13 protein-coding genes are annotated in these 11,092 nt (G+C 70.9%); 2 read left to right on the top strand and 11 right to left on the bottom strand.

What is annotated here, in order from left to right; translation table 11 throughout:
* The 9 genes from VHK87_RS03655 to pyrE all read right to left on the bottom strand — a co-directional run.
* Window positions 1-990, bottom strand: a 990-nt coding sequence (locus VHK87_RS03655; protein ID WP_329633539.1) for a DNA gyrase subunit A, incomplete at its 3' end; no start/stop codon positions are given.
* Between the two features lie 121 nt (window positions 991-1,111).
* On the bottom strand, window positions 1,112-1,843 hold the full coding sequence (gene recO / locus VHK87_RS03650) for a DNA repair protein RecO (protein WP_329633538.1): 732 nt from the start codon (window positions 1,841-1,843) through the stop codon (window positions 1,112-1,114).
* 21 nt (window positions 1,844-1,864) lie between these two features.
* Window positions 1,865-2,797, bottom strand: a complete 933-nt coding sequence (gene era / locus VHK87_RS03645) for a GTPase Era (protein ID WP_329633537.1) — start codon at window positions 2,795-2,797, stop codon at window positions 1,865-1,867.
* Window positions 2,794-3,492, bottom strand: a complete 699-nt coding sequence (rnc, locus tag VHK87_RS03640) for a ribonuclease III (protein WP_329633536.1) — start codon at window positions 3,490-3,492, stop codon at window positions 2,794-2,796. Before rnc ends, era begins: the two co-directional genes overlap by 4 nt.
* Window positions 3,489-4,265: a signal peptidase I gene (gene lepB, locus VHK87_RS03635; RefSeq protein ID WP_329633535.1), complete on the bottom strand. Its 777-nt coding sequence runs from the start codon at window positions 4,263-4,265 to the stop codon at window positions 3,489-3,491. The genes rnc and lepB (VHK87_RS03635) overlap by 4 nt, the downstream gene beginning before the upstream one ends.
* A 118-nt stretch (window positions 4,266-4,383) precedes the next feature.
* Window positions 4,384-5,145 carry a signal peptidase I gene (gene lepB / locus VHK87_RS03630; RefSeq protein ID WP_329633534.1) on the bottom strand — a complete coding sequence of 254 codons (762 nt, stop codon included), beginning with the start codon at window positions 5,143-5,145 and terminating at the stop codon, window positions 4,384-4,386.
* Window positions 5,146-5,167: 22 nt separating this feature from the next.
* Complete coding sequence (acpS, locus tag VHK87_RS03625; RefSeq protein ID WP_329633533.1) at window positions 5,168-5,614, bottom strand: holo-ACP synthase; 447 nt, start codon at window positions 5,612-5,614, stop codon at window positions 5,168-5,170.
* Window positions 5,611-6,372, bottom strand: coding sequence for a pyridoxine 5'-phosphate synthase (locus tag VHK87_RS03620; protein ID WP_329633532.1), 762 nt, complete (start codon window positions 6,370-6,372; stop codon window positions 5,611-5,613). Before VHK87_RS03620 ends, acpS begins: the two co-directional genes overlap by 4 nt.
* Window positions 6,369-6,953 (bottom strand): orotate phosphoribosyltransferase, encoded by a 585-nt coding sequence (gene pyrE, locus VHK87_RS03615; protein ID WP_329633531.1) that lies wholly within the window; start codon window positions 6,951-6,953, stop codon window positions 6,369-6,371. The genes VHK87_RS03620 and pyrE overlap by 4 nt, the downstream gene beginning before the upstream one ends.
* A gap of 66 nt (window positions 6,954-7,019) precedes the next feature.
* Here pyrE and VHK87_RS03610 point away from each other — a divergent pair, with 66 nt between their 5' ends.
* On the top strand, window positions 7,020-7,565 hold the full coding sequence (locus VHK87_RS03610; RefSeq protein WP_329633530.1) for a GNAT family N-acetyltransferase: 546 nt from the start codon (window positions 7,020-7,022) through the stop codon (window positions 7,563-7,565).
* Here VHK87_RS03610 and VHK87_RS03605 read toward each other — a convergent pair.
* The gene (locus VHK87_RS03605) at window positions 7,529-9,274 is read right to left on the bottom strand and encodes an alpha/beta hydrolase (RefSeq protein WP_329633529.1); all 1,746 of its coding nucleotides are present in this window, start codon (window positions 9,272-9,274) and stop codon (window positions 7,529-7,531) included. The genes VHK87_RS03610 and VHK87_RS03605 overlap by 37 nt on opposite strands.
* A 237-nt stretch (window positions 9,275-9,511) precedes the next feature.
* Here VHK87_RS03605 and VHK87_RS03600 point away from each other — a divergent pair, with 237 nt between their 5' ends.
* Window positions 9,512-10,300, top strand: a complete 789-nt coding sequence (locus tag VHK87_RS03600) for a hypothetical protein (protein ID WP_329633528.1) — start codon at window positions 9,512-9,514, stop codon at window positions 10,298-10,300.
* On the opposite strand, the gene VHK87_RS03595 is transcribed toward VHK87_RS03600, so the two are convergent.
* Complete coding sequence (locus VHK87_RS03595; protein ID WP_329633527.1) at window positions 10,297-10,968, bottom strand: uracil-DNA glycosylase; 672 nt, start codon at window positions 10,966-10,968, stop codon at window positions 10,297-10,299. The genes VHK87_RS03600 and VHK87_RS03595 overlap by 4 nt on opposite strands.
* Window positions 10,969-11,092 lie beyond the last annotated feature (124 nt).

Here is an 11,092-nt window from a genome sequence, read left to right as displayed (position 1 = left end):
GGAGAGCCGGAACAGGCTCTCCATCAGCACCTCGGGCTCGACGTTGCGGCTCTTGGGCTCCAGCACCAGCCGCACGTCCTCGGCGCTCTCGTCGCGCACGTCGCCCAGCAGCGCCGCCTTCTTGGTCTCGATGAGGCCCGCCAGCTGCTCGACCAAGTCGGCCTTCTTCACCTGGTAGGGGATCTCGGTGACGACGATCTGGTAGGTGCCGCGCCCGGTGTCCTCGCGCGTCCAGGTCGCCCGCACCCGCACGCCGCCACGGCCGGTCTCGTAGGTCTCGAGCAGGGAGGCCCGCGACTCGACGATCACCCCCCCGGTCGGGAAGTCCGGCCCCTGGACGTGGGCCATCAGGTCGGCGGTCGTGGCCTCGGGGTTCTCCAGCAGCAGCAGGCAGGCGTCGATCAGCTCGGCGGCGTTGTGCGGCGGGATGGAGGTCGCCATGCCGACGGCGATGCCGCTGGAGCCGTTGGCCAGCAGGTTCGGGAAGCCGGCCGGCAGCACCACCGGCTCGTGATCCTCGCCGTCGTAGGTCGGCCGGAAGTCGACCGCGTCCTCGTCGATGCCGTCGAGCAGCAGCTGGGCGGCGGGCGCCAGCTTGCACTCGGTGTAGCGCATGGCCGCGGCGTTATCGCCGTCGATGTTGCCGAAGTTGCCCTGGCCGTTCACCAGCGGATAGCGCTGCGCGAAGTCCTGCGCCAGGCGCACCAGAGCGTCGTAGATCGCCTGGTCGCCGTGCGGGTGGTACTGGCCCATCACCTCGCCGACCACCTTGGCGCACTTGCGCGCGGCCGCGTCGGGGTTCAGCCGCATCTGGTTCATCGCGTAGAGCACCCGCCGGTGCACGGGCTTGAGCCCATCGCGCACGTCCGGCAGCGCCCGGTTGGTGATGGTCGAGAGCGCATAGGCGAGGTAGCGCCGCGACAGGGCCTCGCTCAGCGGCTCGTCGATGATGCGGTCGCCGTCGCCCGGCGGTGGCGTGTGCACGGTCATGATCGAATCGTATCCCTCGGACAGGGGAGATTAGCCGGGAAGCGGAGCGGGGTCGCTGTGACGCATCTTCCCGCGCCGCGCCATCACTGACCTCTCCCCGCTTGTCGGGGAGAGGTCTAGGTCACAGCCGCCCCGCATCGGCCAGGCGGTCAACCAGCCACAGCCGAGCCGGCGGCAGCGGCCTGTTCATCGGGTTGAAGATGAAGGCCTCCAGGAAGTGGGCGGTGATGTCGAGCCCCCGCCCCACATCGCCCGGCTCCAGCGGCGACTGCGAGGAAAGCAGGAAGCCCGGCAGCGGCAGGAGGCGATCCTTGAATGGCTCGCCGGCGGCGCGGCTCACCGCCCGCCCGGTGCGCGGGCTCACATATACGAGGTCGTCGGTGGAGCCGGTGGCGGCGCACTTGGACAGGTCCAGGCCGAAGCCCAGGTCCTGCAGCAGGCCCGCCTCGAACCGGACGAACACGGCCGGCCAGATGTCCGTGTGCATGAGGGCGGAGGTCAGCGCCTCGAACGCCAGGAAGGCCCCCGGGTGCGGCTCTCGCTCCGGCAGCGCGCCGGCCGCCACCGCCGCGGCGGCCGAGAGGCCCGCCAGCGCCAGGGCGTCATCGAACAGGGCCGACGGTCCCTCCCCCACCGGCTCCAGCTGAGCCGAGCCGAGCTGGTCGGGGACCCGGGCCCGGAAGCGCGCGATGGTCCGTGCGCCGGCCTGCAGGAACGGCCGCATCTTGCGCGAAGCGCCGCCGGCCACGTGGGCGGCGTACTTGCCATGGTGGGCGGTCAAGAGCTCGACGATCGCCCCGGCCTCGCCGTGCGCGCGGGCCGAGAGCACGTAGGCGTCGTCCTCGAACTCCATCAGGCCCTCGGGCCCAGATCCTCAAGCATCGAAGTCGAGGCCCACGTCCTGATAGTGCTCGCGCTTGTCCTGCCAGCGCTCGTCGACCTTCACGTGCAGGAACAGGTGCACCGGGCGCTCGAGCAGCTCGGTCAGCTCCTCGCGCGACTTCTGGCCGATCCACTTCAGGGTTTGGCCGCCCTTGCCCAGGATGATCGGCCGCTGGCTCTCGCGCTCGACGTAGATGGTCTGCTCGATGCGGGCCGAGCCGTCCTTGCGCTCCTCGAAGGCGGTGGTCTCGACCGCCGCGGCGTAGGGCAACTCCTCGTGGACCCGCAGGTAGAGCTTCTCGCGCGTCACCTCGGCGGCCATCAACCGGATCGGCAGGTCGGCGGCCTGATCCTCGGGATAGAGCCACGCGCCCTCGGGCATCAGCTCGGCGAGCCTCCGCTTCAGGTCGTCGACGCCGGAGCCGTCGGCCGCCGAGATCATGAACACCTCGGAATAGGCGCCGGTCTCGAAGAGCCGCTGGACGACCTCCAGCATCCGCTCGCGTTTGACGCCATCGATCTTGTTTAGCGCCAGGATCGCCTGCTTGCCGGAGGCCTTCAGCCCCTCGACAATCGACTGGACGTCCTGCACCGCCTTGCGGTCGGCGGGCCGGCCCGACTTGTCGGCCACCGCCAGCTCGGCCTGCACGTCCACCAGGTGGACGACCGCGTCGGCCTCCTCGGCCCCGCCCCAGGCGGAGCGGACCATCGCCCGGTCCAGCCGGCGCTTGGGGGTGAAGATCCCCGGCGTGTCGACGAGCACCACCTGGGCCTGGCCTTCCATCATCACGCCGCGCACGGGAAAGCGCGTCGTCTGCACCTTCTGGGTGACGATCGAGACCTTGGTTCCCACCAGCCGGTTGGTGAGCGTGGACTTGCCGGCGTTGGGCGCGCCGATGATGGCTGCGAAGCCGGCCCTGGTCATTGCGGCCCCTCTCTCTTCAGAAGCATAACCTGGGCGGCCGCCTTCTCCGCCTCCTGCTTCGAACGGCCTTCGGCGCGCTCGGGTTCGTAGCCTTCGACGAACACCTCGACCGAAAAGCTCGGCGCATGGTCCGGCCCCTGACGCGAGACCACCCGGTAGACCGGCAACGGCAGGCCGCGCCCTTGCGCCCACTCCTGCAGCTGGGTCTTGGGATCGCGCGCCTGGGGCGCGTCGAGCCGTTCGAAGTTGTCCTTCCAGTGGGCCAGGAAGAAGGCCCGGGCGGTGTCGAGCCCGCCGTCGATGTAGAGGGCGCCGATCAGCGCTTCGCAGGCGTCGCCCAGGACCGTGTCGCTGTCCCGCGCGCCCACCTTGGTGGCGCTGGGCGACAGGCGCAGGGCCTCGGGCAGGCCGATCGCCCGGGAGACCCTCGCGCAGGCATGGTAGTTGACCAGCGCGGCCATCAGCCGGCTCATCTCCCCTTCCCGGGCCTCGGTGTAGATGGCCATCAGGCGCTCTGCCGCGAGCAGGTTGAGCACCCGATCGCCGAGGAACTCCAGCCGCTCGTAGTGGCGCACCTTCACCGCCCCCTCGCCGACCGAGGCGTGGGTCAGTGCGCGCTCCAGCAGTTCACGGTCGTGGAACTGGTGGCCGATGTGGCGCTCGAGCTCGGCGATCGCGGCCTGCCGCCGGTTCATTTCACCAGCTTAAAGAACCGGTCCGGCCGGGCTCTCGTGAACCAGGTCCAGGGCTGGAACAGGCTCGCCTGGTCCCAGGACAGCAGTATGACCTGCGCCTTGCCCTGCAGGTTCTCGGCGGGGACGAATCCGACGCCGCCGGCGTCCTGGCCGACCCGGCTGTCCAGCGAATTGTCGCGGTTGTCGCCCATGAAGAAGTAGTGGCCGGCCGGGACCACGTATTCCTGGGTGTTGTCCATGTCGGTCTCGGCCGAGTCCTGGGTTATGAAGCTGCGGCCGCCGGGGAAGGTCTCGCCGACCTGCTTCACAACGCGGTCCTGGCCGAACGGGCTCTCGTCCACGCCCAGGGAGCCCACGTCGCGCTTCACCGGCTGACCGTTGATGTAGAGGGCGCCGTCGCGCATGCGGATGCGGTCGCCGGGCAGGCCGATCAGCCGCTTGATGTAGTCCTTCTTCCCGTCGCTCGGCAGCTTGAAGACGATCACGTCGCCGCGTTCGGGCGTGCGCTCGAAGATGCGGCCCTCGAACACCGGCGGGCTGAACGGGACGGAGTGCTTGGAATAGCCGTAGCTGTACTTCGAGACGATGATGTAATCGCCCACCAGCAGGTTCGGCTCCATCGACGCCGAGGGGATGGTGAAGGGCTGGAACAGCAGCACCCGGATCACCAGCGCAATCGCCAGGGCGTAGACAATGGTCTTGACGATCTCGATGGTCTCTTTGACCGCGCCGGGCTTGGCGGTGGCCTCGGCGGTCTGCACGTGCTGCGTCATTCACGGTCCTTGGGCGCTGTCCGGCGGACCGGACCGGGGTTAGCTAGACGCTCCCCCGCCCCACGGCAAGGACGGCGCCCGGCCATCGGGCCTCGCTGCGGCAATCTAGATCAACCGCTCAAAGCCAGCGGAACGACCGGTCCCCTCGGAATTCCGTGAACCAGGTCCAAGGCTTCCAGATGGACGCTTCCTCGTTCCAGGACAGCAGCACCAGCTCGGCTCGGCCCACCAGGTTCTCGGCCGGCACGTAGCCGACTCCGTAGCCCTTGGGCAGGCGCGAATCGCGGGAGTCCTCGCGGTTGTCGCCAACGAAGAAGTAGTGGCCCTCCGGCACCACGAAGACGCCGGTGTCGTTGACCTCCGGGTCGCGGTCGGGACGGTCGTAGGTGATGTAGCTCTTGCCGGTGTCCAGCGTCTCGCGGAAGCGGGCGAACTCCAAGGTGCCGAACTCGGTGCGCACCGCCTCCGGCGCCAGCGGCTCGCGCGCCGCCGCCTCGCCGTTGACGTAGAGCACGCCCTCGCGGAACTGGATCCGGTCGCCCGGCAGCCCCACCAGCCGCTTGATCATGTCGATCCCGTCGGTCGGGTGCTTGAAGACGATGATGTCCCCGCGCGCCGGCCGGCGCTCGAAGATTCGCCCGGAAAACAGCGGCGGACTGAACGGGATGGAGTGGCGCGACCAGCCGTAGGGATACTTCGAGACGATCACGTAGTCGCCGATCTGGAGCTGCGGCTCCATCGACGAGGAAGGGATGGTGAAGGGCTGGAACGCGAGGATCCGGAAGGCCAGGAAGATGGCGACCGCGACCACGATGGCCTTGAGGGTCTCGACCGTCTCGTTCTTGGCCGCACTCGGCGCGGCGTCGGCCCGTTCCGCCATATCCCCTCCGAAACCCGCGGCGTCAGGCCCTGGATAGACCAGGATCGCCCCGGGCGCCCATGAACTCTTCTACATCCGGCACAGCTTCGATGATCACGAAGGCCTGGGCGTAGGGGTCGTCGTCGGTCAGCGACAGGTGGATCACCGGCCGGTGACCGTCGGGAGTGAGCGCCTTCAGCCGCTCGGCCGCGCCGCCGGTCAGCGCCATGGTCGGCTGGCCGGTGCGCAGGTTCACCACGCCCATGTCGCGCCAGAACACCCCGCGGCGGATGCCGGTGCCCAGCGCCTTGGCGCAGGCTTCTTTGGCGGCGAACCGCTTGGCGTAGCTGGCCGCCCGGTCTGGCTTGCGCTCGGAGCGGCTCCGCTCGACCTCCGTGAAGATGCGCATCGTGAAACGCTCGCCGAACCGCTCCAGCGTCTGGGCGACGCGGCGGATGTCGGTCAGGTCCGAGCCGATGCCGACGATCAAGCCGCCAGTCCCGCGCGCGCCTCATCCATCAGCGCCCGCATGCGCTGGATGGCGGCGGTCAGGCCGATGAAGATCGCCTCGCCGATGAGGAAGTGGCCGATGTTGAGCTCCACGAATTCCGGCACGCCGGAGATCGCGCCGACCGTCTCGTAGTCGATGCCGTGGCCGGCATGGACCTCCAGGCCCTGCGCCGCGGCCTCGCGCGCGGCGTGGCGGATCTTCTCAAGCAGCGCCGGGGCGTCGGGCGAGCGGTGGCGCACGGCCTCGCAGTAGGCGCCGACGTGCAGTTCGACGACGTGGGCGCCCGCCGCCTTGGCCGCAGCGGCCTGGGCCGGATCGGGATCGATAAAGCAGGAGACGCGGATGCCGGCCTCGCGCAGCCGGGCGACCACCGGGGCGATTCGGTTATGGCCGCCGGCGACGTCCAGACCGCCCTCGGTGGTGACCTCCTCGCGCCGCTCGGGCACCAGGCAGGCGGCGTGCGGCCGGTGGGCCAGGGCGATCTGCTCCATCTCCTGGGTGACCGCCATCTCCAGGTTCAGCGGCCGGCCGCGCTTCTTGAGGATCGCCGCCAGGGCGTCGATGTCGCCGTCGGAGATGTGACGCCGGTCCTCGCGCAGGTGGGCGGTGATGCCGTCCGCGCCGGCGAGCAGGGCCATCTCGGCGGCCCGGACGGGATCGGGATAGGTTTCGCCGCGGGCGTTCCGGATGGTCGCCACGTGGTCGATGTTGACGCCCAGGCGCAGCCGGCCGCTCATGCGTGAAGCCTCCGGCTGCCCGGATCCTCGACGGGGATGGCGGCCAGCTCCGGCGGCAGCTGGTCGGCCGGATAGGCCGGCACGTCGAGCCTGGCCAGGGCGACGAACGGCGCGCCGGGATCGGCCCGCCCGCCGGAGCGGTCGACGATGCAGGCGGCCACGACCACGTTCCCGCCGGCCCTGCGGATCGCCTCGACGCACTCGCGCGACGACAGCCCGGTGGAGACGATGTCCTCGACCATGGCGATGCGCGCGCCCGGCGGGATGGAGAAGGCGCGGCGCAACTTGAATTCGCCCCCTTCCCGCTCGACGTACATGGACGGCACGCCGAGCTGCCGAGCCGTCTCGTAGCCCGGGATGATGCCGCCCACCGCCGGCGAGATGCACAGGTCGACCTCGCCCACGGCCGCGCGGATCTTCGTGGCCAGGGCCTTGCACAGCCGCTCTGTGCGGTCGGGGTACTGGAAGACCAGGTTCTTCTGCAGGAACACGCCCGAGTGCAGGCCCGAGGAGAGCACGAAGTGCCCCTCCCTGAGGGCGCCCGCGGCGCGGAATTCGGCGAGGACGTCGTCTGTGTTCATGTCCCGCTCCATACACCGACGCGGGCGCGGTTGTCGCGGGGGGCCGCGCCGCGCAGGATCGGCGGCGTGCCGATCGCCCGCGACATCGTCCTTGCCACGCCGCGCCTGATCCTGCGCCCGAGCGGTCCTGAGGACGCGCGCCGCTTCTTCGAGATCCAGTCCAACTGGAATGTGACCCGTATGCTGCGCTTTCCCGAATGGCCGGCGCGCTTCGAGGCGATGGCGGCGTGGGTGGCGACCCATCCAGGCGAGTGGGACGCAGGCACGGGCTACCGCTTCGCCGTGACGCTCGACAGCCAGGTCATCGGCATGACGGACGTGGACGAGGTCGCGATGGACTCGCCCAGCCTCGGCTACTGGTTCGACGAAGCGTTCTGGGGCCGCGGCTTCGCCCGGGAGGCGGCGGGCGCCGTCGTCGCCTTCACCTTCGGGCGGTTGGGCTTCGACCACATGGTCTCCGGCTGCCTGGCGGAGAACACCGGCTCCGCGCGCGTGCTGGAGATGCTCGGCTTCCGCCCGACCGAGGCGGGCGTCCGCTGGGTGAAACCGCGGCAGGAGACCCTGCCCTACCGCTCCTATCGGCTCCAGCGGGACCGGTTCGCGCCCGCCTGACGCTGCGGGCCCACCCGCTTCAGCAGCCAGTCGGAGATGGTGGTCAGGGCGGCCGGCGCGACAGTCTCTTCTATCCGGGCGTACTCGCCGACCGCGCCGGTCTCGGCGGTCTGCCGCATGTGGTTCAGGCCGGGCAGCTCGACGATGGTGGCGTCGGGATTGTGCTTCAGACGCTCGCGCAGGCCGGGCAGGTTCTGTTCGGCCGGCACCTGCAGGTCCTTGGTCCCGTTCACCGCCAGCACCGGCGCCTTTACCTTGGCCAGCACCGGGCCAGGGTCGTAGCCCAGCAGATAGCTGACGGCGGCGTAGCGCTTGGCGACCGCGTCGACGGCCTGCGGGCCCATGCCCCTGGCGGCGGGCGAGGCGGTCAGGACCTCGCGCGCCGTCTCCTCCGCTTCGGCGGGCGACCGCGCTTGGGCGATGGCCGCAAAGACCTCCGCCTGGACCTTGACCGCCTGCTCGATCTGCGCCTCCGACGCGCCCATGTGAGGCGCGAGGGCCCGCTGCTGGGCGGCCAGCAGCTCGGTCGCGGGGACGCCCGGCGCGGCGATGAGCACGACGAAGGCGATGTCCGGGTCCTGTCCCGCCAGGATCGGCGCGACCACCCCGCCCTCGCTGTGGCCGATCAGGCCGGTGCGCGCCGCATCGATGTCCTTGCGGGTGCGCAGGAAGGCGACGGCGGCCGCCGCATCGGCCGCGAAGTCCTCGATCCGCGCGCCAGCGAACTCGCCCGTGGACTTGCCAAAGCCCGGGTCATCGTAGCGCAGCACGGCGATCCCCTGCCGCGTCAAGTGGTCCGCGAGGATCAGGAAGGGCTTGTGGCCCATCAGGGTCTCGTCGCGGTCCTGCGGGCCGGAGCCACTGATCAGCACCGCCGCCGGGAACGGCCCGTCGCCCGCCGGCAGGGTCAGCGTTCCCGCCAGGCGCACCTTCCCGGGCACGCTCTCGAACGCCACCTCCTCCTCGCGATAGGGATAGGGCTTGGTCGGCGCCTGGGAGCGCCGGGGGCCGGTGTTTGCGGCCGCGTCCTTGGCGAAGGTCACCGGCGTCGTGCGGCCGCCCTGCGTCCAGCCGCCGACCAATGAGGCGCCGTCCGCCGACAGCTCGCCGGCCCAGCGCCCCTGCACCGCCCTCTGTTCGAAGGCGACTTTTGCGCCGTCGCGGGCCAGGCCCGACACCGGCAGCCCGTTGACCAGCTGGTCGGGTGAGTCCAGCAGCGCGACCGTACCATACGGTCCGGTACGGATGCGAAGCCTGAGCAAGAGCGTCACGCCATTGGCCGCCTCCACGCTCCCGCTCCAGGTCCCGTCCAACCCGGCGACCGTCGGACCCGCCGGGTGCCGGCCCTTCTCCAGGGTCAGCGGCATCGCCGAGCCGGACTGGCTCCACTGGCCGACCCAGCTGGCCTTGGCTGGGTCCCAGGTCCCCTTGAATGCAGCGCGGATCGCCGGGACCGAGAAGCTGAGGCTCTCACCATTCCTGGAGACGTCGGCCAGCGGCGCGCCGGGCCCGCCGGCCTCCAGGTCCCGGATCTTCCCCTCGTAGCCGCCCCCCGGCTTGGCGCGGACCTCGACCGCCACCCGCCGTTCGCCCAGGGGCGTCGCGACCACTCCGCGCCAGTCGCCCGCGGCGTCCTCCGCTGCGCCGGCTCGCGGAAGCGCCAGAGCCATCAGCGCGCCGCAGAGCGCCATCGTGAACCTGCCCGCCATCGCCGCCTCCCGCCTTTCGTTCCGGAAAGCTTGCGGACGCTCGCGCCGGTCGTAAAGCGGAATCGAGAGCACCTCCTGGTGGAGATGCCCGCAAGAGGCGAGTCGGCTTCACAAGCGCCGCCGCCGCGCCCAAGATGGGTTCAGCCGCGCAGATCGAGGCGAGTTGGGGCGTCGCGAGCCCGAGGCCGGCCAGCGTCGCGTGCCCGTGTCATTCGTTCGATCTGTTTGGAGGTGCTCATGAGATGGCGGACCCTTTCGGCGGCGGCCGGCGCCGCGGCGGCCCTGGCGGCTGCGGCAGGCGCGAGCCCCGCCGAGGCGCAGGCCTACGGCTACTACGACGGCTATCCCGCCCCGGTTTACGGCGGTGGCCACTACGACGCCTACGCATCGCGCTATCACTACGGCCGGCGCTACGGACCGGCTGACCCGTGCGCCCGTGAGGCGGGCAACCGGGCGCTCGGCTGGGGCCTGGCGGGCCTGCTGCTCGGGGGATTGGCCGGCGGCGCTGCAGCCGGCGCCGGCGTGGTGGCGGAGGGCGCGGCTCTGGGCGGCTTCGTCGGTGCAGTGACCGGCTCCGCCGCCGGGCGGGGTTCGGCGGCCTGCGGCACGGCCCGCTACTCCGGCTTGCCGGTCTACGGGACCACCGGCGGCGGCGTCGCGATCTACGGCCCGCCCCGGCCCATGTACGACTACGGCGCGGCCTACGGCGGACGCGGCGAGCGCCATTACGGCGGCTATCATCACCGCAAGCATCACGACGACTACGGGGCAGGTCACCACCGGCGCGGCTACAGCTACTACAGCCACAGCCGCTCAGGGCACGGCGACGCCTATTACGACGAGCGCGACCGCGACTACGACGATCGCGACCGCCATTATGACGCGCGGGACCGCGACTACGACGATCGCGACCGCTATCACGACGAGCACGACCGCTACGCCGAGCGCCGGGACGACTGGGACCGCGACGACTACGAGCGAGACTACCCGGACCACGCGCCGGACTACCGCGAGCCGCGCAACTAGCCGCCCAGCAGCGCCCTGGCCCGCTCGAACACCGCCTCGAACATCGGCGCGGTCAGCCGGCCGGTGTTCGTGTTCAGCCGCGAGCAGTGGTAGCTGTTGAGCACGAGGTAGGGGCCGGCCGCGAACTCCGAGCCGTGGCCGGCGATCCCCGCCGAGGCCTTCAGCCCCAGGGCCCGCAGCACGTTGCGCCGCGAGACGTCGCCCAGGGTGACGATCACCTTCAGCCTGGGCAGCGCCTCGATCGTGCCGGTCAGGAACTGGCGGCAGTTGGTCTCTTCGCCGGTCTCCGGCTTGTTGCCGGGCGGGGCGCAGCGGACCGCGTTGGTGATCATGCAGTCCACCAGCTGAAGGCCGTCGTCCGGCCGCGCCTCGTAGCGGCCCCGGGCGAAGCCCATCTTCAGCAGGGTCTCGTAGAGCAGCACGCCCGCGTAGTCGCCGGTGAACGGCCGTCCGGTCCGGTTCGCGCCCGTACGGCCGGGCGCCAGGCCCACGACCAGCAGCCGCGCCTGCGGGTCGCCGAAGGAAGGCGCCGGCCCGTTGAACCACTCGGGATGTTCGGCCTGGTTGGCGCGCCGGTAGGCCACCAGCCTCGGGCACAGCGGACAGTCACGCAGCGGTTCGGGGCTGAGCGGCGGCAAGGCCGCAGCGCTAGTGCTCGACGTCGGCATCCGCCTCGGCCTCGCGCTCGGCCCGGGCCTCCTGGATCATCCGGGGCAGACGCGAGGGCCGGCCGATGATTTCGGCGAGATCCGCCAGATCGACGAAGCTGTCGGCCTGCCGGCGCAGGTCGTC

Source organism: Phenylobacterium sp., from assembly GCF_036263695.1.
GTDB lineage: Bacteria > Pseudomonadota > Alphaproteobacteria > Caulobacterales > Caulobacteraceae > Phenylobacterium.
This window is presented reverse-complemented; position numbering and strand designations above follow the sequence as displayed.

Bases quoted from the DNA above. Each gene is read 5' to 3' on its own strand.
- VHK87_RS03605 (WP_329633529.1), bottom strand. From the start codon at position 9,274: ATGGCGGGCAGGTTCACGATGGCGCTCTGCGGCGCGCTGATGGCTCTG.
- VHK87_RS03600 (WP_329633528.1), top strand. From the start codon at position 9,512: ATGAGATGGCGGACCCTTTCGGCGGCGGCCGGCGCCGCGGCGGCCCTG.
- VHK87_RS03620 (WP_329633532.1), bottom strand. From the start codon at position 6,372: ATGAGCGGCCGGCTGCGCCTGGGCGTCAACATCGACCACGTGGCGACC.
- VHK87_RS03595 (WP_329633527.1), bottom strand. From the start codon at position 10,968: ATGCCGACGTCGAGCACTAGCGCTGCGGCCTTGCCGCCGCTCAGCCCC.
- rnc (WP_329633536.1), bottom strand. From the start codon at position 3,492: ATGAACCGGCGGCAGGCCGCGATCGCCGAGCTCGAGCGCCACATCGGC.
- lepB (WP_329633535.1), bottom strand. From the start codon at position 4,265: ATGACGCAGCACGTGCAGACCGCCGAGGCCACCGCCAAGCCCGGCGCG.
- pyrE (WP_329633531.1), bottom strand. From the start codon at position 6,953: ATGAACACAGACGACGTCCTCGCCGAATTCCGCGCCGCGGGCGCCCTC.
- era (WP_329633537.1), bottom strand. From the start codon at position 2,797: ATGACCAGGGCCGGCTTCGCAGCCATCATCGGCGCGCCCAACGCCGGC.
- recO (WP_329633538.1), bottom strand. From the start codon at position 1,843: ATGGAGTTCGAGGACGACGCCTACGTGCTCTCGGCCCGCGCGCACGGC.
- lepB (WP_329633534.1), bottom strand. From the start codon at position 5,145: ATGGCGGAACGGGCCGACGCCGCGCCGAGTGCGGCCAAGAACGAGACG.